The sequence below is a fragment of the Kitasatospora sp. NPDC015120 genome, assembly GCF_043080305.1.
Lineage (GTDB): Bacteria > Actinomycetota > Actinomycetes > Streptomycetales > Streptomycetaceae > Kitasatospora.
The window spans coordinates 52,051-76,374 of the sequence record NZ_JBIBVJ010000020.1 but is presented as its reverse complement, the minus strand read 5'-3'; the positions used below and the strand labels follow the sequence as shown (position 1 = coordinate 76,374).

The 24,324-nt window shown below is 76.6% G+C and carries 27 protein-coding genes; 15 read left to right on the top strand and 12 right to left on the bottom strand.

The window, feature by feature from the left end:
• Window positions 1–6: 6 nt before the first annotated feature.
• Complete coding sequence (locus ACF1AK_RS30280) at window positions 7–2,181, bottom strand: hypothetical protein (RefSeq protein ID WP_391502033.1); 2,175 nt, start codon at window positions 2,179–2,181, stop codon at window positions 7–9.
• A gap of 221 nt (window positions 2,182–2,402) precedes the next feature.
• On the opposite strand from ACF1AK_RS30280, the gene ACF1AK_RS30275 reads away from it, so the two are divergent.
• From ACF1AK_RS30275 to ACF1AK_RS30245, 7 genes are all read left to right on the top strand, one after another.
• Complete coding sequence (locus tag ACF1AK_RS30275; protein ID WP_391502032.1) at window positions 2,403–2,969, top strand: DJ-1/PfpI family protein; 567 nt, start codon at window positions 2,403–2,405, stop codon at window positions 2,967–2,969.
• Between the two features lie 217 nt (window positions 2,970–3,186).
• Window positions 3,187–4,476, top strand: a complete 1,290-nt coding sequence (locus tag ACF1AK_RS30270; protein WP_391502031.1) for a serine hydrolase domain-containing protein — start codon at window positions 3,187–3,189, stop codon at window positions 4,474–4,476.
• An 87-nt stretch (window positions 4,477–4,563) separates the two neighbouring features.
• A complete protein-coding gene (locus ACF1AK_RS30265) occupies window positions 4,564–5,091 on the top strand; it encodes a gamma carbonic anhydrase family protein (protein WP_391502030.1) in 528 nt (175 codons plus the stop codon).
• 137 nt (window positions 5,092–5,228) lie between these two features.
• Window positions 5,229–5,465 (top strand): DUF2277 domain-containing protein, encoded by a 237-nt coding sequence (locus ACF1AK_RS30260; protein WP_391502029.1) that lies wholly within the window; start codon window positions 5,229–5,231, stop codon window positions 5,463–5,465.
• A gap of 69 nt (window positions 5,466–5,534) precedes the next feature.
• A complete protein-coding gene (locus tag ACF1AK_RS30255) occupies window positions 5,535–5,771 on the top strand; it encodes a DUF6296 family protein (RefSeq protein WP_380294296.1) in 237 nt (78 codons plus the stop codon).
• Between the two features lie 42 nt (window positions 5,772–5,813).
• Window positions 5,814–6,098: a DUF427 domain-containing protein gene (locus ACF1AK_RS30250; protein ID WP_391502028.1), complete on the top strand. Its 285-nt coding sequence runs from the start codon at window positions 5,814–5,816 to the stop codon at window positions 6,096–6,098.
• A gap of 97 nt (window positions 6,099–6,195) precedes the next feature.
• Window positions 6,196–7,077: a hypothetical protein gene (locus tag ACF1AK_RS30245; protein ID WP_391502027.1), complete on the top strand. Its 882-nt coding sequence runs from the start codon at window positions 6,196–6,198 to the stop codon at window positions 7,075–7,077.
• Window positions 7,078–7,161: 84 nt separating this feature from the next.
• On the opposite strand, the gene ACF1AK_RS30240 is transcribed toward ACF1AK_RS30245, so the two are convergent.
• The 5 genes from ACF1AK_RS30240 to ACF1AK_RS30220 form a co-directional block, all read right to left on the bottom strand.
• Window positions 7,162–7,416 carry a hypothetical protein gene (locus ACF1AK_RS30240; protein WP_391502068.1) on the bottom strand — a complete coding sequence of 85 codons (255 nt, stop codon included), beginning with the start codon at window positions 7,414–7,416 and terminating at the stop codon, window positions 7,162–7,164.
• Window positions 7,417–7,666: 250 nt separating this feature from the next.
• Window positions 7,667–7,828, bottom strand: a complete 162-nt coding sequence (locus tag ACF1AK_RS30235) for a hypothetical protein (protein ID WP_391502026.1) — start codon at window positions 7,826–7,828, stop codon at window positions 7,667–7,669.
• A gap of 115 nt (window positions 7,829–7,943) precedes the next feature.
• Window positions 7,944–9,149 carry a cytochrome P450 gene (locus ACF1AK_RS30230; RefSeq protein WP_391502067.1) on the bottom strand — a complete coding sequence of 402 codons (1,206 nt, stop codon included), beginning with the start codon at window positions 9,147–9,149 and terminating at the stop codon, window positions 7,944–7,946.
• A 92-nt stretch (window positions 9,150–9,241) separates the two neighbouring features.
• Window positions 9,242–9,460 carry a ferredoxin gene (locus ACF1AK_RS30225; RefSeq protein ID WP_391502066.1) on the bottom strand — a complete coding sequence of 73 codons (219 nt, stop codon included), beginning with the start codon at window positions 9,458–9,460 and terminating at the stop codon, window positions 9,242–9,244.
• A gap of 241 nt (window positions 9,461–9,701) precedes the next feature.
• Window positions 9,702–11,249 carry an ATP-dependent DNA ligase gene (locus tag ACF1AK_RS30220; protein ID WP_391502025.1) on the bottom strand — a complete coding sequence of 516 codons (1,548 nt, stop codon included), beginning with the start codon at window positions 11,247–11,249 and terminating at the stop codon, window positions 9,702–9,704.
• 237 nt (window positions 11,250–11,486) lie between these two features.
• Between ACF1AK_RS30220 and ACF1AK_RS30215 the strand changes: the two genes are divergently transcribed.
• The 3 genes from ACF1AK_RS30215 to ACF1AK_RS30205 all read left to right on the top strand — a co-directional run bounded on the left by ACF1AK_RS30215 (window position 11,487) and on the right by ACF1AK_RS30205 (window position 15,011).
• On the top strand, window positions 11,487–11,981 hold the full coding sequence (locus ACF1AK_RS30215) for a GNAT family N-acetyltransferase (protein ID WP_391502024.1): 495 nt from the start codon (window positions 11,487–11,489) through the stop codon (window positions 11,979–11,981).
• A 153-nt stretch (window positions 11,982–12,134) separates the two neighbouring features.
• Window positions 12,135–13,178 carry a CAP domain-containing protein gene (locus ACF1AK_RS30210; RefSeq protein WP_391502023.1) on the top strand — a complete coding sequence of 348 codons (1,044 nt, stop codon included), beginning with the start codon at window positions 12,135–12,137 and terminating at the stop codon, window positions 13,176–13,178.
• Window positions 13,179–13,364: 186 nt separating this feature from the next.
• Entirely contained in the window at window positions 13,365–15,011 is a 1,647-nt protein-coding gene (locus ACF1AK_RS30205; protein WP_391502022.1) for a sigma-70 family RNA polymerase sigma factor, read from the top strand.
• A 37-nt stretch (window positions 15,012–15,048) separates the two neighbouring features.
• Here ACF1AK_RS30205 and ACF1AK_RS30200 read toward each other — a convergent pair whose 3' ends face one another.
• From ACF1AK_RS30200 to ACF1AK_RS30185, 4 genes are all read right to left on the bottom strand, one after another.
• Window positions 15,049–15,285, bottom strand: coding sequence for a hypothetical protein (locus ACF1AK_RS30200; RefSeq protein ID WP_391502021.1), 237 nt, complete (start codon window positions 15,283–15,285; stop codon window positions 15,049–15,051).
• A gap of 83 nt (window positions 15,286–15,368) precedes the next feature.
• On the bottom strand, window positions 15,369–16,238 hold the full coding sequence (locus ACF1AK_RS30195) for a hypothetical protein (protein WP_391502020.1): 870 nt from the start codon (window positions 16,236–16,238) through the stop codon (window positions 15,369–15,371).
• Window positions 16,225–16,746 carry a SigE family RNA polymerase sigma factor gene (locus ACF1AK_RS30190; RefSeq protein WP_391502019.1) on the bottom strand — a complete coding sequence of 174 codons (522 nt, stop codon included), beginning with the start codon at window positions 16,744–16,746 and terminating at the stop codon, window positions 16,225–16,227. Before ACF1AK_RS30190 ends, ACF1AK_RS30195 begins: the two co-directional genes overlap by 14 nt.
• 555 nt (window positions 16,747–17,301) lie before the next feature.
• The gene (locus tag ACF1AK_RS30185; RefSeq protein ID WP_391502018.1) at window positions 17,302–18,972 is read right to left on the bottom strand and encodes a M1 family metallopeptidase; all 1,671 of its coding nucleotides are present in this window, start codon (window positions 18,970–18,972) and stop codon (window positions 17,302–17,304) included.
• A gap of 181 nt (window positions 18,973–19,153) precedes the next feature.
• Here ACF1AK_RS30185 and ACF1AK_RS30180 point away from each other — a divergent pair, with 181 nt between their 5' ends.
• The 4 genes from ACF1AK_RS30180 to ACF1AK_RS30165 all read left to right on the top strand — a co-directional run bounded on the left by ACF1AK_RS30180 (window position 19,154) and on the right by ACF1AK_RS30165 (window position 21,997).
• Window positions 19,154–20,047 carry a carbohydrate kinase gene (locus tag ACF1AK_RS30180; RefSeq protein WP_391502017.1) on the top strand — a complete coding sequence of 298 codons (894 nt, stop codon included), beginning with the start codon at window positions 19,154–19,156 and terminating at the stop codon, window positions 20,045–20,047.
• A gap of 232 nt (window positions 20,048–20,279) precedes the next feature.
• The gene (locus ACF1AK_RS30175) at window positions 20,280–20,984 is read left to right on the top strand and encodes a metal-dependent hydrolase (RefSeq protein WP_391502016.1); all 705 of its coding nucleotides are present in this window, start codon (window positions 20,280–20,282) and stop codon (window positions 20,982–20,984) included.
• Between the two features lie 124 nt (window positions 20,985–21,108).
• Window positions 21,109–21,387, top strand: a complete 279-nt coding sequence (locus tag ACF1AK_RS30170) for a GlsB/YeaQ/YmgE family stress response membrane protein (RefSeq protein WP_391502015.1) — start codon at window positions 21,109–21,111, stop codon at window positions 21,385–21,387.
• 262 nt (window positions 21,388–21,649) lie between these two features.
• A complete protein-coding gene (locus ACF1AK_RS30165; protein ID WP_391502014.1) occupies window positions 21,650–21,997 on the top strand; it encodes a PRC-barrel domain-containing protein in 348 nt (115 codons plus the stop codon).
• Between the two features lie 130 nt (window positions 21,998–22,127).
• On the opposite strand, the gene ACF1AK_RS30160 is transcribed toward ACF1AK_RS30165, so the two are convergent.
• Window positions 22,128–22,661 carry a 2'-5' RNA ligase family protein gene (locus ACF1AK_RS30160; RefSeq protein ID WP_391502013.1) on the bottom strand — a complete coding sequence of 178 codons (534 nt, stop codon included), beginning with the start codon at window positions 22,659–22,661 and terminating at the stop codon, window positions 22,128–22,130.
• Window positions 22,648–23,181 (bottom strand): GNAT family N-acetyltransferase, encoded by a 534-nt coding sequence (locus ACF1AK_RS30155; protein ID WP_391502012.1) that lies wholly within the window; start codon window positions 23,179–23,181, stop codon window positions 22,648–22,650. Before ACF1AK_RS30155 ends, ACF1AK_RS30160 begins: the two co-directional genes overlap by 14 nt.
• Window positions 23,182–23,301: 120 nt before the next feature.
• Between ACF1AK_RS30155 and ACF1AK_RS30150 the strand changes: the two genes are divergently transcribed.
• Complete coding sequence (locus tag ACF1AK_RS30150) at window positions 23,302–24,294, top strand: polysaccharide deacetylase family protein (protein ID WP_391502011.1); 993 nt, start codon at window positions 23,302–23,304, stop codon at window positions 24,292–24,294.
• The last annotated feature ends 30 nt before the right edge of the window (window positions 24,295–24,324 follow it).

Here is a 24,324-nt window from a genome sequence, read left to right as displayed (position 1 = left end):
TACCAGTCAGACGGGAATCAGGTCGCGCAGATTTCCGGGGGTGACGACCCGGGAGTCCGGGTGCAGTCCCTCCGGCCGCTCCAGGCCGATGTAGGTCACCGGCCCGGCGGGGAGCTCCACGCCGTCCCACAGGGTGACGGTCGCGGCCCGGTGCCGCATCAGGTCGGTGAGGTGGCGGACGGTGAGGTAGTCGCGCTCGACGACCCCGCGCAGCAGTGCCGCGACCGACACCCGGTTCTCCTCCACCCGGTTGGCGGCGGGCCTGCCGGCCAGGTGCAGGTGCAGCCACTTGGCGCGCCAGCGGCCGTCCTCCCCCCGCAGGAACGCCAGCGGCAGGGCCACCCGCCCCGGACCGCGCAGCTCCGACTTCATCCGTACGGTGCGCGGCTCGAAGGGCCGCCCCGCCTGCTCGCCGTCGCGCAGCATGAAGCCGAAGAACGACTCCTCGACCTCCTCGAAGCCCTCGCCCCAGTAGACGTCGACCTGCGGGACGACGAACGCGGCCCGCACCGCGTCCAGCCGCAGGTTGATGAACTCCGAAGCGCCGTCGGGCGCGTCGGTGACGTCCCCCGAGTGCTCGCCGCCGATCTCCGTGAGCGAGGTGTACGAGAGCCAGGAGACGGTCTCGTAGGACGCGTCCAGCAGCAGGGCCGACAGGTCGAGGTCGGTGCGCCGCTCGCGCTGCTTCCAGTACACGAAGAAGCGCAGCAGCTCGCCGTCGACCGGGCTGAGCGAGCCGCGGGGCAGCACGCCCAGGCCCGCGGACGTGGCGTTGCCGCTGAGCGGCAGGGCGACGTCGAGGACGGCCGGGTCGACCAGCAGGTGCCCCGGGTCCGGGAGGCGCCGGCGCACCTCGGCGTCCAGCGCGGCGATCAGCCGCCCGTGCCCGGCGGGCGGCAGCGGCGGGCGGACGTCGGCGACGACCCGGCCGCGCCCGGTCCGGTTGACGAAGACCCGGCGCCCGCCGCTGCCGTCGGTGCGGCGGTTCTGCAGGTGCTCGCGGACCGACAGCAGCAGGCGGCCGGACACCTGACCGGCCGCCGCCTCGGCGGCGGCCACCACGGTCCCGCGCTGCTCCTCGGTGGCGCAGGCGCGCAGCAGGCGGTCGAGCGCGCGGAACAGCCTGCCCGGGGCGGCGGACAGCAGCCGCACCGCCGCCGCGACGTCCCCCGCGCCGAGCGCCTCCTCGACGCGGCTGTCGAAGGACCGGGCCTGCCGCTCGCCCCGGGCGACCGCGAACACCGCGGCGGCGTGCGGCCGGCCCGGGTACTCGTGCGGGTGGAGCCGCTCGCCGAGGCGCTTGAACATCTCGCGGTGCGCGCCGACGTCGCCGAGCTTGGCGGGGGCGGCGGCGACCACCGCGTCCAGGCCGGCGATCAGTGCCCGGCGCACCGGCCGGGAGAACGGGCGGAACCGGGTCGGCTGCGCGAGCGTGACGTCGCCGTCCGACAGGGCACAGGCCAGGCGCAGCACGTCGGTGACGGTGTCCAGCAGGAGGTCCGCCCCGGCGTCGAGGCGGGCCCGGTTGACGACGGCGCGGTTCTCCCGGACCGGGATCGCCGGGGGCTGCGGCCCGTGGACGCAGTGCCCGGCGAGCTCGCCGAGGTCGCGCAGGGCCTCCTCGCCCAGCGGGGTGGTGCTGCCCGCCAGCGCCAGGTACAGGGCGGTGAGCTCGTCCTCCAGCGCGCCGCCGGAGTGCAGGACGGTCAGCCGGTCGCCGGCGGCGGCGACCAGCTCGTCGTGGGCGGCGAGCAGTTCGGCGTAGGTGTGCTGGTAGCGGCCGTAGCGGGGCAGCGCCAGCAGGTCGACCGGACCGGCGTCGAGCCGGGCGAGGGTGTGCTCGCGGGTGTCGTCGTCGGCCAGTGCCTCGCCGAGGCAGCGCACCCAGAAGTCGACGGTGTCCGGCACACCGGCCGGGAAGTCGATGAAGTAGGCGTTGTGCCGGACGTGGTCGCCGGCCAGCTCGCGCACGGTGGCCAGGGTGCGCACGGCCGTGTCGTGGACGGTCCGCGCGCTCAGCCCCGACAGCCGCTCCAGCGACCCGGCCGAGAGCTTGAAGCCCGCGGACATCAGCGCGGTGTCGAACTGCCGCGCCGCGGCCGCGCCGTTCCCGGCCGGACCGTCGGGGGCGGGCAGGCGGAAGGTGTGCCGGACGACCAGGGATTCGAGACGCTGGGACATTCCGGCATGGTCCCAGAGCCGCCCGGACCGCCGCACCCGGGTTTCCCGTTCCCGGCCGGCCTGCGGGGGCGCGCGCCCTGGGGCGTGCACCCTGGGCGGACGGTGCGCCCCGTTGCGTGGGGGCACCGGGTGCGGGAGGTTGGTCCGGGCCCCGGAGCGGAGCTCTCCGGCCCGGGCCCGCACCGTGTTCGACGACCGATCACTTCGGAGGGATGTCGGCGATGGCATCGAAGATCCTGCTCGTCACCGGGGACGCCGCGGAGTCCCTGGAGGTGTTCTACCCGTACCAGCGGCTGCGCGAGGAGGGCTACCGGGTCGACATCGCGGCGCCGGAGAGGAAGCGGCTCCAGTTCGTGGTGCACGACTTCGTCGAGGGGTTCGACACCTACACCGAGAAGCCGGGCTACACCTGGCCCGCCGACCTGGCGTTCGCCGAGGTCGATCCGGCCGGCTACGTGGCCCTGGTGATCCCGGGCGGGCGGGCCCCCGAGTACCTGCGCAACGACCCCGAGGTGCAGCGGATCGTCCGGCACTTCTACGAGGCCGGCAAGCCGGTCGCCCAGATCTGCCACGGCCCGCTGGTGCCCGCCGCCGCCGGGGTGCTCGCCGGGCGGACGAGCGCCGCCTACCCGGCCCTGGAGCCGGACGTGCGGGCGGCGGGCGCGACCTACGTGGACGGCGAGGCGGTGGTGGACGGGGTGGTGGTCTCGGCCCGCGCCTGGCCCGACCACCCGGCGTGGCTGCGGGCGTTCATCGAGGTCCTGCGGGTGAAGGCCCCGGTCGGCTGACCGCCGCGCGCCGGGGCCACCCCGGGACCCGCACCGGACCCTAGGGGACGGCCCCTGAGGAGAGCTCGGGGGCGGCCCCTCCCTGCGGGGGAGCGACCCGCCGGACGAGGCTCGGGCCAGAGGCGGACGACCTCCCGTCCGCTGCCTGTCAGAGTGTCAAGTGCCGAGAACAGCACTGGTGTTGTCGGCACCTGCCGGCACGGACACAGGAGGACGCATGGGCATGGGAGAACACGGGGACGGGGCGGCGGACCGGACCGGCCGCGGCGGAACGGGGCGCCGGCGGCGCCGCCCGGGCGCGCGCCTGGTGGCGCTCGCGCTCGCGGGAGCGGGCCTGGTGGGCGTGACGGCCCCGGCGGCCGGCGCCCTCGGCACCGCGCGACCGGCCGGGGCGGTGACGGTGACCGGCGCCCAGGACGAGGCGGCCCCGGACGCCGCCGGGCGGGGCCCCCGGAAGGGCGTCGACACCAGGGCCCTGAACGCCGCACTGAGCGGCATGGTCGACTCCGGCGGAACCTCCGCCTCGCTGGCCCGGGTCGGCGACCACGGCCGCACGCTGTGGAAGGGCGCCTCCGGCGTCGCCGACCGCACCACCGGTGCCCCGGCCTCCCCGGACGGCCGCTTCCGGATCGGCAGCGTGACCAAGACCTTCGTCGCCACCGTCGCCCTCCAGCTGGTCGCCGAGGGGCGGATCGGCCTGGAGGACCCGGTGGAGCGCCTGCTGCCGGGCGCGGTGCCGAACGGCGCGGGCATCACCCTGCGCCAGCTGCTCGGCCACACCAGCGGGGTGTTCAACTACACCGAGGACACCGCCTTCGACGTCGAGCAGCCCGGCTACATCGAGCGGTGGCTGGAATCCGGCCGCTACACCCGCTGGACGCCGCAGCAGCTCGTCGCGCTGGCCACCGCCCACCCGCCGTACTTCGCGCCCGGCCAGGGCTTCCACTACTCCAACACCAACTACGTCCTGGTCGGACAGATCATCGAGCGGGCCACCGGCCGCAGCTGGCAGCAGGAGGTGGAGCGCCGCGTCATCCGCCCGCTGCACCTGACCGGCACCTTCATGCCCGACCACGAGACGGCCGTCCCCGGCCCGCACGCGCACGGCTACTTCGACCTGCCCACCGGCCCGGCCGACGTCACCGAGCTGGACCCGAGCATGGCGGGCTCCTCCGGCGCCGGGATCTCCACCACCGCCGACCTCAACACCTTCGTCGCGGCCCTGATCGGCGGCCGGCTGCTGCCCCGCCCCCAGCTCGCGGAGATGATGACGGCCAGCCCGCAGAGCGAGGGCCGCTACGGCCTCGGCCTGGAGCGGGCGACCACCGACTGCGGCGTGCTCTGGGGCCACACCGGCGGCATCCCCGGCTACAACACGGTCCTCTACACCACCGCCGACCTGCGCCGGCAGCTCGCGGTCTCGATGAACGCCCAGGGCCTCTCGACCCCGCCGGCCACCAGGGAGGCCTACGAGAAGCTCCAGAGCGCTGCGACCTGCACCGGCTGACCCCGGGGCCACCCGGCCCCGGACCGGCGTCGCGGGGATGCCATCATGGCCCGCATCGACGGGCCGTCGTCACGAGGAGGACCAGGGATGGCAGAGCCGCTGATCGCCGAAGTCGGGGGCCGGGTGCCCGCCGTCGACCCGGGCGCCTTCGTCGCGCCCAACGCGGTGGTGGTGGGCAGCGTGACGGTCGGCGCCGGGGCGAGCGTCTGGTACGGCGCGGTGCTGCGCGGCGACGCCGAGACGATCACGGTCGGCGCGGACAGCAACGTCCAGGACAACTGCACCCTGCACGCCGACCTCGGCTTCCCGCTGGTGGTGGGGGAACGGGTCTCGGTCGGCCACAACGCGGTGCTGCACGGCTGCCTGGTCGAGGACGACGTGCTGGTCGGGATGAACGCCACGGTGCTCAACGGCGCCCGGATCGGCGCGGGCTCCCTGGTCGCGGCGGGGGCGGTGGTGCCGCAGGGCATGGTGGTCCCGCCCGGTTCGCTGGTCGCCGGGGTGCCGGCCAAGGTCCGCCGCGAGCTGACCGAGGAGGAACGGGCCGGCATCACGTTCAACGCGGAGGGCTACCTGCTGCTCGCCGACGGCCACCGGGAGCTGCGCCCGCGGTGACCCGCCCGCCCGCCTCCGGGGCCGGCGCGGTCCCGGGCACCCGGGACCGCGCCGGATGACGCGCCCGTGCGGTGCGCACGGCGGTCCGGTGACGGACGGGAGTCGCCACCCGGGCGTCCGCGCGGGAGACTGGGGTCATGTGCCGCAGTATCAAGACGCTGAGACCGCCCGTGACGCCCGACGCCACGGAGGAGGACTACCGCGCGGCCGCCCTCCAGTACGTGCGCAAGGTCTCCGGCTTCCGGGCCCCGGCCGCGCACAACCGCGAGGCCTTCGACCGGGCCGTGGACGCCGTCACGGAGGCCACCGCGAGCCTGCTCGCCGAGCTGGAGGTCCGCGGGGCCCCCGCCCGTACGGCCCGGGCCGCCGTCTAGGGTCCAGGGGGGCCGCACTGTCCAAGGGGCGCACCGCCCCGGGGGCACACAGGGAGCAGGAGGTCGGTGATGAGCTCCGTCACCCGCTACGCACTCACCTTCCCGGGCACCCCCGGAACCCAGGCCCCGCAGGACGTGGTCGTGGTCGCGCGCACCAGCGCCACCGGGCCCGGCGGGCACCCGGTGTACGAGGACGCCAGCGGTATCGTCCGGGCCGAGATCAGCGACGCGGGGGAGGTCAGGATGCTCGCCAGCGGCGGCCACCAGACCCCGCACTGCCCGGTCCACGCCCAGCCGCTGCCCTGACGCCCTGCTGACAGCACCGCGCCCGTGGGGCACACTCGCGCCATGACCACAGCACGCTGGCAGGGCATCGTCGTCGCCGAGAGCGAGGACACCGTCGTCGTCGAGGGCAACCACTACTTTCCGGCCGACTCCGTGCGCACCGAGTACCTGCGCCCGTCCGACACCACCACCTTCTGCGGGTGGAAGGGCACCGCGGAGTACTACTCGCTGCACGTCGACGGCGCGACCAATCCGGACGCCGCCTGGTACTACGCGGACCCCGACCCCGCGGCGGAGCACGTCCGCGGGCGGGTGGCGTTCTGGCGGGGCGTGGAGATCACCGACTGACCCGCCGGGCCGCCGGGACACGGCCGTCGTCGTCCTGTCGCAGGACCGCGACACCCGCCGGGGCGTGTCACACCGCCGCGCCGGGTACGGCCACACCATGGCAATCTTCAGGAAACCGGGACGCCCCGGGCAGCCCGAGCCCACCGCGGACCGCGTCGCCGACGAGCTGGCCGGCCTGGTCGAGGAACTCGAACCCGGCGAACCCGCCGAGGGCGGCCCCGGCGAGCTCGCCGAGTACCGGGCGGAGACCGAGCGCGGCCGGCGGCGCGGTGCCCGGCTGGTCACCGCGATCGCCCGGCGGCTCGGCACCGGGGGCCGGGCCGCCGCCAAGGGCGCCGTGGTCGGCGGCCGGGCCCTCACCGAGCAGCTGCTGCAGACCGCCCCGCGCATCCCGGTGCGCACCCTCGCCACCCTGCGCGCCCAGCACCCCGGCGCCGCCGATCCGGAGAAGCTCGCCGACCTGCTGGTCACCGGCGCGAGCCGGGCCTCCAGCGCGCTCGGCGCCGGCGTGGGCGCCGCCGCGATGCTCCCGGTGCCGCCCGCGATGCCGGTCGAGATCGCCGCCGAGACGATCGCCGTCGCCGCCGTCGAGATCAAGCTGATCGCCGAGCTGCACGAGGTCTACGGCCTGCCCGTCCGGGGCACCGCGACCCAGAAGGCCGGCGCGTACGTCGGCGCCTGGGCCAACCGGCGCGGCATCGACCCCACCCTGCTCGCCAAGCCGGCCGGCCTGGCCGCGATGGCGCTCGGCAGCGAGGTGCGCCAGCAGGTGCGCCGCCGGCTCACCCGCAGCTCGCTGCGCCGCCTGCCGTCGCTGACCCCGCTGCTGGTCGGCGCGGGCATCGGCGCCACGATCAATCTGCGCGACACCCGCAAGGTGGCCCGCGAGGTCCGCGATTCGCTGCGCCGGCTGCCTCCCGCGGACCCCGGGTACTGGGCGGCCGCCGCGCCCGCCGAGGGCCCCCGGGGCGGCGACTGACCGCCGCCCGCGGGCGCGACGCGGACCGGCCGGCCCCCGTCCGGGGACCGGCCGGTCGGCCTGCGGCGGCGACGCGGCGCCGGGTCAGCCCGCCGGTGTCTGCGGGGCCCCGGCGCCCCGACCCGTCTTCACGGCGTTCACCATCGCCTGGTGGACGGCCCGGGCGGTGGTCTCGTCGGCCGCCGGGACGGGGCTGCCCGCCACCGAGTACCAGTCCAGTGCCCCGGTGTACTGCACGGTGAGCCGCGCCTCGCCGTCGGCCCAGGTGGTGTGCACGGTGAGGTCGCCCGAGATCGGGCCGACCTCGACGGTGGTCACCCCGCCCGGCCCGCTGATGATCGACTGGGTGGTCCAGGTGGCCCACGAGGCCCTGGGGTCGAGCGGGGGCTCCGCCCGTCCCGCCGTCCCGCCCGCCGGGCCCGGTACCTGCCCTGCCGTGCCCTGCTGCTGTTCGGTCATGCGCCCATCCTCCCCCGCCGGTCCGTCGCCGCCCGGGCAGCGACACCGGCGGTCGCGAAGGCCGCCCTCGGGATCGGGCGGCCTTGTGGCAACTCGTTCGTCGGCGTGGTCGAAGCGGTGCCCAAGCGGGTCAGCCGCCCGCCCCCGGTTCCTCCCGAGGCTCGCCCTCCGCCTGCGAGGTGTCCTGTGCGTGCTGGTTCTGCAGCGAGGTGATGCCCTCCTCGGGGTCGGCCGCGCGGACGTCCTCGTCCCGGTCGGTGCTCACCTCGGAGCGTGCGCTCATGTCGGTCATCGCGGGCTCTCTCTCCTCGGCCGGTCTGTCTCGCCCCTCAAGCCTGCCTCCGCACCCCGGAGACGGCCAACCGGGCGTATCCGGCGCCCCCGGACCACCCGGTCGGCCGGGCCGTTCACCAGGCGACCGGCAGCGCCTTCAGCCCGTAGACCAGCGCATCGGCACGGAACTCCAGGGCCTCCTGCGGGACCGCGAGCCGCAGCCCCGGTAGCCGCCGGAACAGGGTGGCCAGCGCGATCTGCAGCTCGGCCCGGGCCAGCGGCTGGCCCAGGCACTGGTGCACCCCGAAGCCGAAGGCGACGTGCCGGCGCGCATCCCGGGCGAGGTCGACCTCGTCGGCGCCCGGGTGGCCCTCGGCGCCGAACAGCCGGTCGTCCCGGTTGGCCGTCGACAGCATCGCCATCACGCCGTCCCCGGCGCGGATCAGGGTGCCGCCGAGTTCGACGTCCTCCACCGCCTGCCGCGGCACCCCGGTGTGGACGATGGTGAGCAGCCGCAGCAACTCCTCCACCGCCCCGGGCACCGCCGCCGGGTCGCTGAGCCGGGCGGCCTGCCCGGGGTGGCGCAGCAGCAGCGCGGTGGAGAGCGCGATCATGTTGGCGGTGGTCTCGTGCCCGGCGACCAGCAGCAGCACCCCGGTCGCGGCGATCTCCCGCACGGTGAGGTCGTCGCGCGCCGCCAGCCGGCTCAGGATGTCCTCCCCGGGCTCGGACCGCTTGCGTTCGGCGAGCCCGGCGAGGTAGCCGAGCATTTCCTTCTGGGCCCGCGCGAAGTCCTCGCCGGCGGCCTCGGTGGCGAGCAGCAGCCGGCTGTTCGCCTGGAACGCCTCGCGGTCCTCGTAGGGGACGCCGAGCAGCAGGCAGATCACCAGCGAGGGCACCGGCAGCGCGAAGCCGGCGACCAGGTCGGCCGGGCCGCCCCCGGCCGTCATCCGGTCGAGCGCCTCGTCCACGATCCGCTGGATGCCGGGGCGCATCCCCTCCACCCGCTTGACCAGGAACTCCCCGGTGACCATGCGGCGCAGCCGGGCGTGCTCGGGGTCGTCCAGGCGCAGGAACGAGGGGTTGGCGGCGATGAGCTCGCGCCGTCCCTCGGTGAGGAACGGGAAGGCGGGCCGCCGGGCGTCGGCGCTGAACCGGCGGTCCGAGAGCACCGTGCGGACCTCCTGGTAGCCGGTCACCAGCCAGCAGGGGCTGCCGTCGGGCAGTTCCGCGCGGCTGACCGGGCCGGTGCCGGCGGCTTCGGTGTACGCGGGCGGCGGCGCGAACGGACAGGCCGTGTCGCGCCGGGCCGGGATCGGGGTGACGGGGACGGTGGACATGCTCAAGGTGGTCTCCTCGCGTGACGGGTGAGGTCCGTGGCAGGCGGTGGGAGACGGCGGGAGGGCAGGTGGCGAGCCCCCGGGCGGTCGGGTCAGACGGTGGTGCCGGGAGCGTCGTCCTCGGTGACGGCGATCGCGCCGCCCGGGCAGAGGTCGGCGGCGAGCCGCACGTCCTCGGACAGCGCGGCGGGGACGGCCGGCCGGCGCACGGTCACCAGGCCGTCCCGCTCGTCCTGCTCGAAGACCCCGGGCGCCGTCATGACGCACTGGCCGGAGCTGCAGCAGCGGTCCCGCTCGACCTTCACCTGCATGTCGGACACCTCTCCGTGGTGGGGCACCGGTCGGTCCCGCCGGGGCCGGGCCGCCCTCCGCTGTCCCGGCCAAGCTATCCCCGCTTCCCGTCGCACACGAAGAGTGGACGGCCAACCAGCAGAGAATGGCCGATTTGGGTATGCTCGTGAACGACTTTGCGAAAAACGGAGTTTGATTGTCCGTCAGCTGAATTGTCCGGAGCATTCCGGCGCGGCCCGTGCGGCCCGTGCGGCCCGGAGCTCAGCCGAGCCCCTCCGCGGCGGCGATCCCCCGGACGGCGGCGACGGTGTCCGCCTCCGACGCGCTCTTGTCGGGCCGGTAGCGCACCACCCGGGCGAACCGCAGCGCCAGCCCCGCCGGATAGCGCGGGCTGCGCTGGACCCCGTCGAAGGCCACCTCCACGACCAGCTCGGGCCGCACCCGCACGGTCCAGGCGTCCCGCTCCACCTCGCGCTCCAGCAGCGCCGCGGTCTGCCAGGCGAGCGTCGCGTCGGTGAGCCCCTTGAAGGTCTTGCCGAGCATCACCCACGGGCCGAGCCCCGCCTCGCCGCCCGCCCGCGCCCCCAGGTGCAGATTGCTGAGGAAGCCGCGCCGCCGCCCGCTGCCCCACTCGGCGGCCAGCACCACCAGGTCCAGGGTGTGCCGGGGCTTGACCTTGACCCAGCCGGCGCCGCGCCGCCCGGCCTGGTAGCCGGCCCCCGGGTCCTTCACCAGCACCCCCTCGTGGCCGTGCGCGAGGGCGTCCTCGAAGAACGCCAGAGCCTCGTCGTGGTCCCCGGTCTCGGTGTGCGCCACCCGCAGCCCGGCCGGGACGGCCCCGTCCAGCGCGGCCCAGCGCTCCCGCCCGGGACGGTCGACCAGGTCCTCGCCGTCCCGGTGCAGCAGGTCGAAGACGTACACGCTCAGCGGGACCTCGGCCCGCAGCCGCTGCGGGTCGCGGCGCGCCGCGGTGCGGGCGGCGGTCTCCTGGAACGGCCGCGGCCGGCCGTCCGGCCCGAACGCGATCGCCTCGCCGTCCAGCACCGCCGACCGCACCGGCAGCGCCAGCGCGGCCTCCACCACCTCGGGCACCCGGGCGGTGATGTCGTCCAGCGACCGGGTGAAGACACCGACGTCCCGGCCGTCGCGGTGCACCTGCACCCGGATGCCGTCCAGCTTCCACTCCAGGGCCGCCGGCCCGGCGAACCGCTCCAGCGCGGTGCCGACCTCCGGGGCGGAGGCCGCCAGCATCGGGCGCACCGGGCGGCCCACCTCCAGCCGGAACGCGGCGAGTGCCGGCTCCCCGCCGGCCAGCACGGCCGCGGCGACCGCCCGGGCGGAGCCGCGGAACATCAGCGCCCGGCGCACCGCCGGGGCCGGCACCCCGGCCGCCTGCGCCACCGCGTCGGCGACCACCGCGTCCAGCGCGCCCTGGCGCAGGTCGCCGGCCAGGACCGCGCGCAGGAACGCCTGCTCCGCGTCGGTGGCCCGCTCGAACAGGCCGTGCAGCAGCCGGCGCCGCTCCGCCCGGGCGCCGGGCCCGTGCACCACGGCGATCGCCTCCAGCGCCCGTTCCGTCTCCCGCACCCCCAGCCGGGGTTCGGCGGCGGGCGGCGGCAGGTCGCGCAGGGCGGCCGGGCCGAGGCCGGTGCGCAGCCGCTGCGACTCGCCGGACAGCAGCGCGACCGCCGCCGGTGCCTCGTCCGGGCCGAGCTCGCGCAGGCAGTCGGCGAGCAGCCCGGTCTTCGCCCGGCGGCCGGGCTCGGCCGCCACGGCGCGCGAGGTCAGGGCCAGCCGGCGGAGCAGCATCGCGGGCCTCCTCGGGAGCGGCCCGTCGGCGGGCCGGGCGTCCAGGATCGGCGATCCGGGCCGCCGGCGCGCGCCGGGCCACCCCTCCGGGCTTCCCGGGAACGCTCCGGACGACGGATCGGCGTGGAAGGGTGGGGTACTTGGCCGCGCTGTCGATCGGCGCGGCGGATGACGGGCCGTCATGCTGGCACGCATCGCATCCGGCCCCACCGGCCACCCGAGCAGAGGGAGTTCCGCATGACCCCGGAAACCGCCGTCAGCACCGTCGCCGCCCCGGCCGGCTGGACCGTCGGTGCGCCCACCGAGGCCGACTTCACCGCCTGGCGCGAGCTGTTCCGCGGCTACGGCGCGTTCTACCGGGTGCCGATGCCGGACGAGAAGGCCGCGCTGGTCTGGTCCTGGCTCACCGACCCGGCCCATGAGCTGGACGGCCTGCTGGTCCGCGACGCCGACGGCACCCCGGTCGGGCTGGCCCACTACCGGCCCTTCGTCCGCCCGCTGCACGGCGCGGTCGCCGGCTTCCTCGACGACCTGTTCGTGGCCCCCGCCGCCCGGGGCACCGGCGCGGTGGACCTGCTGCTCGCCCGGCTGCGCGAGATCGCCGCCGAGCGCGGCTGGAACGCCGTCCGCTGGATCACCGCGGAGGACAACTACCGGGCCCGCGGCAAGTACGACCAGGTCGCCACCCGTACCCGGTTCCTCACCTACGACATGCCCCCGGCCGGGGCCTGAGCCGGACGGGGGCGGCCGCCCGCCGCCCCCGTCCGGAAATCAGTTCGCACCTTTCTGTTATCCGGTCACCGCCCGCGGGTCTCCCACGTGTCGGCACCCGTCCGCCGGACCCTCCGGCGGACCCGACGGACCGAACACAGGAAGCGTGCGCAGGTGAACAGCGAAGACCGGACCACCATCCTCCCCGCGACCGGGCATCCCGGCCCCGGCGGGCGCTCCGCGCGCCGTGCCGCGCAACGGCGGCGCGGCCACGGCCGGCGGCGCCGGCGCGGCGGGGCCGGGCCGGTGGCGGCCGTGGTCGTGGCCGTCGCCGGGACGGGCGTGATCGCGGCCCTGACCGGCGCCGGGTACGCGGTGTACCGCGGCGAGGAGGGCGGCGACACCGGCGTGCAGGCCGTCGCCCACGAGCCGCTGATCGACGCGGAGGCCGGCGACCTGAACGGCATCCAGGTGCCCGGCGCGGGCCTCAGCGGGCCGGACCCGGCCCCGGCCGTCACCGACCAGGCGCGCGCGGCCGGCGCCGGCTCCCCGCCCGGTACCGCCCCCGCCGCCCCCGCGACGCCCTCGGCCCCGGCCACCACCCCGGGCCGCAGCGCCTCCGCGGTGCCCGGCGCCGCCTCCACCGCCTCCACCGCGCCGCGTGACCCGGCCGCGAGCCCGGCGCCCGGCGACGCCGCAGGCCCGCAGTCCCCGACCGCCTCCGCGCCGGCCGGGCCCACGGCCACCGCCACCGCCACGGCGGCGCCCGGCGCCAAGCCCTCGGCGACCGCCCCGCGGCCGACCGTCACCGCCAAACCGGGCGGCTCCGCCAACGGCTCCTTCGCCCAGCAGGTGGTGGACCTGGTCAACGCCGAGCGCGCGCGGGCGGGCTGCGGACCGCTCACCGCCGACTCGCGGCTGGCCACCGCCGCCCAGGTCCACAGCGACGACATGGCCGAGCGCAACTTCTTCGACCACGCCAGCCCCGAGGGCACCCACGCCGACCAGCGCATCGAGGCGGCCGGCTACCGCTGGAGCACCTGGGGCGAGAACATAGCGCGCGGTCAGAAGGACCCGGCGGCGGTGATGGAGTCCTGGATGAACAGCCCGGGCCACCGCGCCAACATCCTCAACTGTTCCTTCCGGCAGATCGGCGTCGGCGTGCGGACGGGTTCGGGCGGGCCCTGGTGGACCCAGGTCTTCGCCTCCCCGTCCTGAGCCCCGTCCTGAGGCCGTCCTGAGGCCGTCCTGAGTCCCGCCCCGCCCGCCGCCCGCCCGCCGGGCGGCGGGCGGGGCGGGACTCCGATTTTCCGAATCAGCGGGAATTGTTGTTATCTGATCACTCCCCAGAGGTCTCCGAGGAGGCAGCGGCGGACGGACGACAGCAAGACGGAGTGCGGACCCATGAACGTAGACGTGCAGAGCGGCGCCGGGGCGCCCCTGGTGCTCGCGGCCCAGGCGGGCGACCCGCGGGCGCGCGAGGCGCTGGTCGCCGCCTGGTTCCCGCTGGTCTACAACGTCGCCGGCCGGGCCCTGAACGGCCACGCCGACGTGGACGACGTCGCCCAGGAGACCATGATCCGGGCGCTGGACGGCCTGGGGGGCCTGCGCGACCCGGAGGCGTTCCGGTCCTGGCTGGTCGCGATCACCATGAACCAGGTCCGCCGCCGCTCCACCGGCCAGCAGCAGGCGGCCGTCGGCGGCCTGGACGAGAGCTGGGAGCTGGCCGACCCGGGCGCGGACTTCACGGACCTGACCATCCTGCGGCTCGGCCTCTCCGGCCAGCGCCGGGAGGTCGCCGAGGCCACCCGCTGGCTGGACCCGGACGACCGGGAACTGCTCGCCCTGTGGTGGCTGGAGGCCGCCGGTGAGCTCACCCGCGCCGAACTCGCCGAGGTGCTCGACCTGACGCCGCAGCACGCCGCCGTCCGCGTCCAGCGGATGAAGAAGCAGCTGGAGGCGGGCCGGGTGGTGGTCCGCGCGCTCACCGCCTACCCGCGCTGCCCGGAACTCGCGGAGCTGACGACCGGCTGGGACGGCACGCCGGACTCGGTCTGGCGCAAGCGCACGGCCCGGCACATCCGGGGCTGCGCCGCCTGCGACGGGCTGGCGCGCGACCTCGTCCCGGCCGAGGGGCTGCTGGCCGGTCTGGCGCTGGTCCCGGTGCCGATGGACGCCCCCGGCGGGTTCGCCCTCCAGGCCGCGGGCGCGGCGGCCGGCGGGCCCCCCGGCGCCGCCGGTGCGTCCGGCGGCGCCTCGGGCAGCGCGTCCGGCCCGGCGGCGGGCCCACCGCCCGTGCCCGGGGACCCGGTCGGCGGACCGGGCGGCCGGGCCGGGCTCGCCCGGCGCACGACGGTACTGGCGGGCGGCACGGCGGCGGTGCTCGCCGCGGCGACCCTCGCGATGGTCTGGCCCCAGCACCCCGGGCCGGGGACCCCCGGGCCCGGACCGGCCAGTCCGGCCACCGCCCCCGATGTCCCCGCCTCCGGCGTCCTGGCACCGCCGCCCGCCGCACCCGCCGCATCGTCCGCGCCGGCCTCGGAGGCCCGGCCGCCCACGACCGGCCCGAGCGCGACGCCGTCCTCAGCCGCGGCGCCCGCCCCGGCCACCAGCCCGACCCCGGGTCCGAGCAGTGCCCGGCCGAGCACGGCCCCGGCCGTACCGGCCACCCAGGAACGCCAGCTGGTCGACCTGGTCAACGCCGAGCGGGCCAGGCGGGGCTGCGGCCCGCTGCGCATCGACCCGAAGCTGCACGCCGCCGCCCAGAAGCACGCCGAGGACATGGCCGCCCGCGGCTACTTCGACCACGTGGCCCCCGACGGCGGCGGGCCGGAGACCCGGCTGACCGCGGCCGGCTACCGCTGGTCGCAGTGGGGCGAGAACCTCGACCGGGGACCGGGCGCCCCGGCCGTGGTCTTCTCCCGCTGGATGGACGGCGGCATCCACCAGTCGAACATGCTGGACTGCGCGTTCAAGGACGTCGGCATCGGCATCGCCGGCGGGCCCGGGGGCCCCTACTGGACCCAGGACCTCGGGACCCCGCTCGGCTGACCGGGCGTCGGACCGCCGTCCGTCAGACCGCCGTCCGTCAGACCGGCAGGCCGACCAGGCCCGGCGCCTCGCCCGTGACCTGGCCGACCGCGGTGCCGGCCTGGCCGAGCTGCCCCGGCAGGGCGTCCGGCACCGAGGCGAGCGGCCCGCTCCGCAGCGGGCCGGTCAGGTCGCCCGCGCCCTCCGCGACGGCGGCGTGGGCGCTGGGGGCGGTCAGGGAGGCCACGACGCCGACGGCGAGCGAGGCGACGGCGAGCATGCTGCGCTTCTTCATGCCCCGTCCAACGACGCTCCGCCACCCGGGTTACGGCCGGGCCGCCACCGGGGGCGCGCCGGGCCGGGGGCGCGCCCCCGCGATCACTTCGTCCGGGTGACCGGGACGGGCGAGGCGGACGGCGCCTTCTCGCCCGCGCGGATCGAGGTGACCGTCCGGTTCAGCGCCAGGAGGGTCCCGGACGACGGAGCCCGCAGACAGGCCGTCAGCTGGATCATCTCCGCCCGCCCGGACACCAGGACCGCCCGGAACCCGCGCAGCTGCTGGGTGCCGCCCCGCAGGACGCAGTCCTTGTCGGTCGGCGCGGCCTCCAGCACCGGCGGCCGGCCCAGGAGCTTCTCGGCGCCGCTCTGCTCGGGGATCACCCGGAGCGCGATGACCACGCCGTCGTCGGGGAGCAAGCCCGAGACGATGCACACCGGACTCTGCAGGTTGTCCGGGCGCGGGCAGTCGGCCGCCCCGGCCAGCTGCTGGGAGGAGAGGTAGCCGAGGGGCTCCGACTGCTCGCTGCCGGCCAGCGCCGTCAGGCCGTACCAGCCGAACGGGACGTCCACCGCGATGTCGTCGAGCAGGGTGAAGCGGACCGTCGGGCCGTCTCCCGCCCCGGCGCCCGGCGGGGTGCTCGGTGACGCGCCGCCGGACGGGACCGCGTCGCCGGCCGGGCCGGAGGCGGCCGGGCGGAGCGCGGGGCCCCCCGGGCCGGGCGCCAGCGCCGGGGCCGCCGCCAGGACGGCCGCGGTCAGGCCGACGGCCAGCCCGCCCGCGAGGGCGGCCCGGCGGCGGCGGCGCCGGGTGCGGGCCGCCCGGGCCAGCACGCGTTCCATCCGGTCCTCGGGCGCCGACAGGTGCGGGGCCGCCAGCTGGAGCAGCACCCGCAGCTCGTCCGCCACCTCGCGGTCCCCGGGCGCCTCCCGGTCCGGGGCGCCCCCTGCGGGGAACTCAGGCTCCGTCACGACGCCCCCCGTCCAGGAGCAGTTCCCGGGCGGGCAGCCGGCCGCGCAGCGCCTGCAGGGCGCGGTGCGTCTGGCTCTTGACGGTGCCCGTGCTGCAGCCCAGCGCCTCGGCGGTGTCCTCCACACTGAGGTCCTCGAAGAAGCGCAGCACCACCACCGCCCGTTGCCGGGCCGGCAGCGCCCGGACGGCGGCCGCCACCACCTGGCCCGTCACCACGTCGTCGAACGGGTCCTCGGCCGTCGGCGGCTCCGGCAGCCGCTCGTGCGGCAGCTCCCCGTGCCAGCGGCGGCGCCACCACGAGACGTGCGCGTTCACCAGCACCCTGCGGACGTACGCCTCGGGCCGGTCGATGGAGATCTGCTCCCAGCGCGGCCACACCTTGGCGAGGGCCGTCTGCAGCAGGTCCTCGGCCTGGTGCGGGTCGCCGGTCAGCAGCCAGGCCATCCGGAGCAGCCGGGGGCTGCGGGCGGCGACGAACTCCGCGAAGTCCGGTGTCGCGTCCGTCATCCCGCCGCCCCCGCCATGCCGTTCCCGCCGCCGTCTCCGTCGCCCGTGCCGCCACGTCCGTGGCGGCGGTCCTGCCGGTCGGCCGTGGCCGCCGGGTCCTCGCTGTCGTTCTCACGGCTGCTCAACGCGCTGGGCTCCGCCGCGGGTTGCCAGGCCGGCGGGACCAGTTTCCCGAAGCACTTCCCGAAGCGCTTCCCGGACCCGTTCTCCCGGGCCGGTCGGGGCCGGGTCCCGGCGGGCCGGGAAGGCGGGACCGGGGCGCGCGGCTGCGCCGGGGCGGTGGCGGTGGCGGTGGCGGTGGCGGTGGCGGGAGCGGGAGCGGCCCGGCGCGGACGCTGGACGGCCCGCGAGCCGGCCGGGACTCGGCCGGGCGGCGGGCGGGCCGTGGCCACCACGATCCGCCCCCCGCGGCGGCCCGCCAAGGGCGCGCGGAGGGCGCCCGGGGGCACCGGCAGGGCGCGCCGGGCGGGCCGTCCCGCCCGGCGTCCGCCGTCCGCACCCCGCCTCGCCCCGCCCCGCCCGGGCGGCCCGCAGCACCTCCGCGGGCGGCCGCCGTCAGAGCGTCCCCGATCCGCGCGGCGCACCTCCCGTCCGCTCGGCGGCGCCGGGATCCACCGGGTCCACCGTCCAGTCGGGGTGACCGGGCATCGGCGGGGTCCGCTCGCCGTAGAGCCAGTCGCGCAGGAAGCCGCCGAGCGGCTGCCCGGAGACCTCGTCGGCGGTGCGCAGGAAGTCGGCGGTGGTCGCGGTGCCGTGGCGGTGACGGTCCAGGAAGGCCCGCTCGATCCGGTCGAACACCTCCGCCCCGACCCGCTCCCGCAGGGCGAACAGCACCAGCGCGCCGCCGGTGTACCGCTGGCTGTCGAACAGCGTCGCCGCGGTCGGCGCGGCCACCGGGCCGGAGTCGTGGCGCCCCTGGTCGCCCTGGGCGTAGACCCTGCGCATCCGGTCGGTGAGCGTGGTGGAGCCGCCGGAGTCCGGCCAGCCGCGCTCGTAGCGGTACATCAAGCCGTAGAGGTCGGCATGGCCCTCGTTCAGCCAGAGATCGGCCCAGGTCCCCGGGGTGACGCTGTCCCCGAACCAGGAGTGCACCAGCTCGTGCATCATGTGCGAGCCGATCGTCCGCTCCGGCCCGCGCAGGAAGTCCGGCTTGTAGAGCGTCAGCGTCTGCGTCTCCAGGCCGGTGAAGCCGAACGCCGCCGGGTCGTCGGTGTCGGCGGGCAGCAGCCCGTACGTCTCCAGCGGGAACCGTCCGAGGTGCTGCTCCGCCCAGGCCAGCTGGCCGGGCGTCAGGGCCAGGGCCGGCTCCAGGTCCGCGGCGCGCGCCGTGGGCACGACGTCGCGCAGCGGCAGCCCGTCCGGGCCGCCGCGCTCGCGGACCGTGTAGCGGCCCACCGAGGCCTGGAGCAGTTCGGTCGCCATCGCCTCGCGCGAGACGTAGCGCCGGGTGGTGGTGCCGTCCGGGTGCGGCTCGGTGACGGTGAGCCGGCCGTTGGCCACGCCGAGGAGGCCGTCCGGCGCGGTGACGGCGATCCGGAAGCGGGCCTTGTCACCCGGCCGGTCGTTGCAGGGGAAGACGGTGTGCGCGCCGTCCGGCTGCCCGGCCACCGCGAAGCCGTCGGGCGTCACCACCCAGCCGGTGTGCGGCAGGGCGGCGCGGGGGTCGGCGCTGTACTCCACCTCGACCCGCAGCACGGCGCCCGCCCGCACCGGCCGGGCCGGCAGCACGGTCAGCTTCTCGTCGTGCGCCCGGAACCCGGCCGGGCGCCCGTCGACCCGGACGGCGTGCACGTCCAGGCCCAGCGCGTCCAGCTCCAGGTCCGTCAGCCGGGTCAGCGCACGGGCGGTCAGCACGGTGGTGCCGTCCACCGTGCGGGTGGCGGGGCGGTAGTCGAACGCGAGGTCGTAGGCGAGCGCGTCGTAGGCGGTGGTGCCGAGCGCGGGGAACACGGGGTCCCCGGTGCCCGTGGCACCCGCGGGGCCGGCGGCCGGGGCGCCGGCGGCCGGGGTCAGCGTGAGCGGGAGCGCCGCCAGCGCGAGCGCGGTGGCGAGGACGGGACGGTGCCTGGGCGGCACGACGGTCACCTCGTCTCGTTGTCGTACGGATCCGCTTCCGGTGAGCGATCCTCCGGGCACGGACCGTAGCAGAGGGCTCCGACAACCCGGGCGACACGCGGCGTCCCCCGGACGGCCCAGTGTGGTAGCCGGACGGCTGCGCAGTGTCATACCGTCGAAGAGCTCCGCCCCCTGACGGACGGGGCCACGGCCGCCGGAGCGCCTGGCCAGGACCGGCGGCCGTACTCATGCCCGCGCACCGTGCCCGCCGCCCCCGCCGCCTCGTAGGCTGGGCAGCCGCGCCGGCCGCCCCCAGCCCCCGCCGGCGCCCCGGACCGGCAGGAGCGAACCCGTGACCAGCCCGCACTTCGTGGTGATCGGCGAGTGTGTCGCCGACGTCGTCCGCACCGACGGCGCGCCCGACACCGTCCACCCCGGCGGCAGCCCGGCCAACGTCGCGTACGGTCTGGCCCGGCTGGGGGAGCCGGTCGCGCTGCTCACCGAGCTCGCCGACGACCCGTACGGCCGGCTGATCCGCGCCCACCTGGAGTCGGCCGGCGTCACGCTGCTGGGCGGGCCGGCGGGCGGGGGCGGCGGCCCGCGCACCCCCTCGGCGGTGGTGCGGCTGGACGCCGAGGGGCGGGCGCACTACACCTTCGACATCGGCTGGACCCTCCCGCCGTCCACGCTCCCCTTCGCGCCGGGGCACCTGCACCTCGGCTCGATCGCCGCCGTCACCGCGCCCGGCGCGGCGGCCGTGCTCGCCCTGGCCGAGCGCTGGCGCGGCCGGGCGTCCGTCAGCTACGACCCGAACGTGCGGCCCGCCCTGATGGGCGACCACGACGCGGCCGTCCGCCGGGTGGAGCGCTGCGTGGCGCTCAGCGACCTGGTCAAGGCCAGCGACGAGGACCTCGCCTGGCTCTACCCCCACCGCACCCCGGAGGAGTCGGCCCGCCACTGGCTCGGCCTCGGCCCCGCCACCGTCGCGGTCACCCGCGGCCCCGCCGGGGCCTTCGCGCTCACCGCCGACGGCCGCCACGTCGAGGCCGTCGCCCGCCACGTCGAGGTCGCCGACACGGTCGGCGCCGGTGACGCCTTCACGGCCGCCCTCCTGCACGCCCGCCACGCCGGCGCCGACCTCGACACCGCCCTCCGCCGCGCCACCGCCGCCGCCACCCTCACCGTCACCCGCCCCGGCGCCAACCCGCCCGACCTCACCGAACTGGCCGCCGCGCTGCGCCGGTAGCCGCTCGGCCGGCTGCACGGCCACCACCGGGATCGCGGCGCCACCACGGGCCGGGGCGCCGCGGCCTCCGGGCGTTCCGGTGGGGCGGTTCCGGCCGCGCGAGGGCGTGCGGTCGCGGTGCGGGGGAGTGGAGGGCGGAGCGAGGGGTAGCAGAGCGGTCTCCGTGCGGCCCCTCGGCAGGGGGAGGGGTGGGCGGTGGGCGCGGGAACGGACGGGAAGGCGGGGGCGTGTCATGCTCGGGCAGTCACATGCGATCAGTGGAGCGCTCGTCCACGCGGCGACGGCGCCGTTCCTGCCGCAGGCGCTGTTCGGGGTGGGGCCGCAGCCGGGCGAGATCCTGGTCGGCACGCTGCTCTGCGCCGGGGCCGCGCTGCTGCCGGACCTCGACCACCACGACGCGACGCCCGCGCATCTGCTGGGCCCGCTGTCGAGGGGCCTGTGCCGCCTGGTGGGCCGGCTGTCCGGCGGCCACCGCCACGCGACGCACTCGCTGCTGTTCGTGGCGCTGGCGGGCTGGGGCACCTGGGAGGGCGTCACCCGGCTCGGCGACGGCTTCGCACTCGGACTGGTCCTCGTGCTCTTCGCGCTCGCCGCGCGGGCCCTGCACCTGCACCCGCCGGGCCACGGCTTCACGGCATGGGTGACCACCGTCGGTCTGGCCGGGACCGGGACGGCGACGGTGGCGGTGTGGTTCCCCGGCATCGCCGGCTGGCTGCCCTACACGGTCTGCCTGGGGGCGCTCACCCATCTGGCCGGCGACTTCCTGACGCGCCGTGGCGTGCCGCTGCTCTGGCCCTGGGGCAGGCGCTTCGAGGTGGCACTGATCCGGCGGACCGGAGGGCGCGCGGAGATCCGGTTCTTCGTTCCGGTGATGACCGTCGCCACCTTCGCGGCCCTGTGGTTCACCGCTTTCGCGCCGTTGCTGTCCGCGGGCTGACCGGCACGGTCCGGCCGGCGGGGCGGGCGGGAGCCACGGACGGGGATTCCGGTGGGTTTGGAATTCCCCGTACGGTGAAAACGAGCGCCGGCAGCGGATTGACCCATTGAGACGGGAGAATCGCATGGGCGTCATCGCATGGATCCTGATCGGACTGATCGCGGGCTCGATCGCCAAGGCACTGATGCCGGGGAAGGACCCGGGCGGCGTCATCGTCACGATCATCATCGGCATCGCGGGAGGTCTGCTGGGCGGCTGGCTCGGCAAGGTGGTCTTCGGCGTCGATTCCATCGACGGCTTCTTCGACCTCTCCACCTGGGTCGCCGCCATCGTCGGTTCGGTGATCCTGCTCGTGATCTACCGGCTGGTCAGCGGTGGCAAGCACCATCACCGCCACGCCTGATCCCCCCCCGTAGTCGGAAAGGCTCCCCCCGCCGGGGGGAGCCTTTCCGGCTGCCCGCGTCGCGGTCCGGGAAACGCCGTGGGGCCCGGCGCGCCGTGCACCGGCGGTGTGAAATCCGGCGCGAGCACGCGGGCGTGTCCCCTCCCGGGCGGACCGTGACACCCTTTCCGGCGGAATTCCCGTCAGGGGTGGCATGCTCCCCGCCGATCGGGGAAGCCGACAGCCGACATCGTGAAAGCGACCTTCGAACGAGGAGGCTTTGATGACCAGCGGAATGTGGGACCACGGCAAGGCCGAGGGCTACGCCACCGGAACGGACCTGACCGGCTACCGCGTCGAGGCCGAGGACGGCCACATCGGGAAGGTCGACCGGCACACCATGGACGTCGACGCCGCGCACATCGTCGTCGACACCGGCCCGTGGATCTTCGGCCGGGAGGTGCTGCTCCCCGCGGGCACCATCCGGCGCGTGGACGTCAACGAGCGGACGGTGTGGGTGAACCGGACGAAGGACGAGATCAAGAACTCGCCGGAGTACCACAAGGACCGGCACGCCGAGGACCACGACTACCACCGCACGATCGGCAGCTACTACGGCGGCGTCGTCTGACCCGGCACCCCGCTCGCTGCCCGAGGGCCCCCGACCACCCGGTCGGGGGCCCTCGGGCGTTTCGGCGCTCGCGATGGCGCGGACCGCCGCACCGGCCCGGTCGGCGGCCGGCCCGCCGCGTTCGCGGGTTTCAGCGGGCGGGGGCGCCGAGGGGGCGGGCGTGCTGGGTGTCGGAGTCGAAGGTGCGGGCGGTGTCGAAGGTGCCGGTGAGGTCGGGGTGGCGGCCGAGGAGGGTGTGGGCGAGGGCGACGGCGTCCGGGGGGAGGCGGCGGGTGAGGCCGAGGTGGGGGGACCAGCGGCCGGGGACGTAGTGCGGATCGGGGTCCTCGGCGTGCTCCAGGACCTCCCAGACCCGGTGGTGCAACTGCATCAGCTCGACCGTCGGGACGACCGACCAGCTGAGCACCCGGCGCCGGCTGCGGGCCGAGAAGGAGAGCAGGCCGGTCAGCCGGACGGTCAGCGGCAGCGCGCCGGCGAGGAGTTCGTCGAGCCGGCCGGCCGCCCCGGCGGGCATCCGGGCGCAGGCGGCCAGGGTGAGGTGGGGGCGGTGGCCGGGGTGCGGGTTGTGGGCGAGGCTGTCCACCCCGCCGTCGGCGAGCTGTCGCCAGACCGCGCGCACGGCGCGGTCGAGCGGAGGGTCGCAGAGCAGCTCAACGGTCTGCACGGGCGAGATCCTTGGCGTACCAGACCTCGGCGTAGCGGCGGTCGCTGTAGGCGGGGATCTCCCGGTAGCCGTGCCGGGTGTACAGCGCGCGGGCCTCGACCAGGTCGAGCCGGGTGTCCAGGACGATCCGCTCGGCGCCGAGCGCCCGCGCCGCCCCGTCGACGGCGGCCATCAGCCGCGCTCCGCCGCCGGTGCCGCGCCGGGCCGGGCGGATGTAGACCCGGGTCAGCTCGACGGTGGAGGCGTCGACGACCCGCAGTCCGGCGCAGCCGGCGGCCTCGCCGTCGTAGCGGCCGAGCAGGAAGACGCCGGTGGGCGGCGCGAGGTCGTCGCTGGGGGAGCCGGCGAGCCCGGTCTCGATCTCCTCGGGCGTGCCCTCCCGGCCGAGGTGCAGCCGGTAGTAGCTGTTGGCGACGTCGAGGTAGTAGTCGCGCAGCAGCGCGAGGGACTCCGCGGACCCGACGTCGGCGGGCGCGATCACCCAGGGTTCGGTCGTACCTCGCTGCGTGCTGATCGTCATGCGCGCATTATCGGGCGCCCGCCGCTCCCGCCGCGAGCCGTTTTCGATCATCCCCCGCCGGTCGGCCGGGCGGGTGACGGGGGGATTGGACGACCGGCGTGGCGGGGGAGCAGTGGGGCTATGGAAAGCTCATCAGATAGTCGTACTAACGGGGGGTCGGCGGGGCGGAGACGCGGGTGGGGACGGAACGGGCTGGCCGCCGCGGTGTGCCTGGCCGCCGCGGTGGCGGGCTGCGCGGGCCCGGGCGGGAGCGGGGAGGTGCGCCCGGCCGGGCGCACCGGGGCGAGCGCGGCGGCGGACCGCGGCGGGCCGCGCCCTCCCGCGGCGCCGGTGGTGCTGCCGGGACCGGCCCGGGCGGAGGAGGAGACCAGCGGCGAGGCGGTGGCCCGCCGGGCGGAGGCCGCCCGGGCGGTGCTGGAGACCGCGGCGCGCTGGGGCCTGGCACGCCCGCCGCTGTCGGCCCCGCCGCGCCCGGCGAGCCGGCCCGAGCTGGTCGCCGCCCAGGGGGTGAAGCTCGCGGACGGGGTGCCGCCGGTGGTCCACCGGGTGCCCACCGACGAGCGGATCGTCTTCCTGACCGTGGACGACGGCGCCGAGAAGGACCCGGAGTTCAACCGGATGGCGGCCGAGCTGGGCATCCCGCTGTCCGCCTTCGTCGCGGACTACCTGGCCCGCCCCGACTACGGCTACTTCCGGGCGCTCGCCGCGCAGGGTGACGCGGTGAACAACCACACCATCAACCACCGCAACCTCAAGGTGCTCGGCTACGGCACCCAGCGCGAGGAGATCTGCCGCCAGCAGGACCAGCTGGAGGAGCAGATCGGCACCCGCCCGCGGCTGTTCCGCCCGCCGTACGGCGAGTACAACGAGGACACCCTGCGGGCCGCCGCCTCCTGCGGGATCGAGGCGGTGCCGCTGTGGAACGAGGAGGCGTTCCCGGACCGCATCGAGTACCGCTACGAGGACCGGCGGCTGCACCCGGGCGACATCATCCTCACCCACTTCCGTGGCACCGACCTGTGGAGCGGCACCATGCCGGACCTGCTGCGCAGGGTGGTCGACGAGGTGACCGCCCAGGGTTTCGCGCTGGCCCGGCTCGACGACTACCTGTAGGCCCGCCCTCGCGGATCACGCCGGGCGGAT

Coding starts and splice junctions, on each gene's coding strand:
- ACF1AK_RS30250 (WP_391502028.1), top strand. CDS start 5,814: ATGACCACAGCACGCTGGCAGGGCATCGTCGTCGCCGAGAGCGAGGAC.
- ACF1AK_RS30220 (WP_391502025.1), bottom strand. CDS start 11,249: ATGCTGCTCCGCCGGCTGGCCCTGACCTCGCGCGCCGTGGCGGCCGAG.
- ACF1AK_RS30255 (WP_380294296.1), top strand. CDS start 5,535: ATGAGCTCCGTCACCCGCTACGCACTCACCTTCCCGGGCACCCCCGGA.
- ACF1AK_RS30205 (WP_391502022.1), top strand. CDS start 13,365: ATGAACGTAGACGTGCAGAGCGGCGCCGGGGCGCCCCTGGTGCTCGCG.
- ACF1AK_RS30225 (WP_391502066.1), bottom strand. CDS start 9,460: ATGCAGGTGAAGGTCGAGCGGGACCGCTGCTGCAGCTCCGGCCAGTGC.
- ACF1AK_RS30150 (WP_391502011.1), top strand. CDS start 23,302: ATGGAAAGCTCATCAGATAGTCGTACTAACGGGGGGTCGGCGGGGCGG.
- ACF1AK_RS30260 (WP_391502029.1), top strand. CDS start 5,229: ATGTGCCGCAGTATCAAGACGCTGAGACCGCCCGTGACGCCCGACGCC.
- ACF1AK_RS30185 (WP_391502018.1), bottom strand. CDS start 18,972: ATGACACTGCGCAGCCGTCCGGCTACCACACTGGGCCGTCCGGGGGAC.
- ACF1AK_RS30200 (WP_391502021.1), bottom strand. CDS start 15,285: ATGAAGAAGCGCAGCATGCTCGCCGTCGCCTCGCTCGCCGTCGGCGTC.
- ACF1AK_RS30275 (WP_391502032.1), top strand. CDS start 2,403: ATGGCATCGAAGATCCTGCTCGTCACCGGGGACGCCGCGGAGTCCCTG.
- ACF1AK_RS30280 (WP_391502033.1), bottom strand. CDS start 2,181: ATGTCCCAGCGTCTCGAATCCCTGGTCGTCCGGCACACCTTCCGCCTG.
- ACF1AK_RS30170 (WP_391502015.1), top strand. CDS start 21,109: ATGGGCGTCATCGCATGGATCCTGATCGGACTGATCGCGGGCTCGATC.
- ACF1AK_RS30175 (WP_391502016.1), top strand. CDS start 20,280: ATGCTCGGGCAGTCACATGCGATCAGTGGAGCGCTCGTCCACGCGGCG.
- ACF1AK_RS30155 (WP_391502012.1), bottom strand. CDS start 23,181: ATGACGATCAGCACGCAGCGAGGTACGACCGAACCCTGGGTGATCGCG.
- ACF1AK_RS30265 (WP_391502030.1), top strand. CDS start 4,564: ATGGCAGAGCCGCTGATCGCCGAAGTCGGGGGCCGGGTGCCCGCCGTC.
- ACF1AK_RS30235 (WP_391502026.1), bottom strand. CDS start 7,828: ATGACCGACATGAGCGCACGCTCCGAGGTGAGCACCGACCGGGACGAG.
- ACF1AK_RS30245 (WP_391502027.1), top strand. CDS start 6,196: ATGGCAATCTTCAGGAAACCGGGACGCCCCGGGCAGCCCGAGCCCACC.
- ACF1AK_RS30230 (WP_391502067.1), bottom strand. CDS start 9,149: ATGTCCACCGTCCCCGTCACCCCGATCCCGGCCCGGCGCGACACGGCC.
- ACF1AK_RS30215 (WP_391502024.1), top strand. CDS start 11,487: ATGACCCCGGAAACCGCCGTCAGCACCGTCGCCGCCCCGGCCGGCTGG.
- ACF1AK_RS30270 (WP_391502031.1), top strand. CDS start 3,187: ATGGGCATGGGAGAACACGGGGACGGGGCGGCGGACCGGACCGGCCGC.
- ACF1AK_RS30190 (WP_391502019.1), bottom strand. CDS start 16,746: ATGACGGACGCGACACCGGACTTCGCGGAGTTCGTCGCCGCCCGCAGC.
- ACF1AK_RS30165 (WP_391502014.1), top strand. CDS start 21,650: ATGACCAGCGGAATGTGGGACCACGGCAAGGCCGAGGGCTACGCCACC.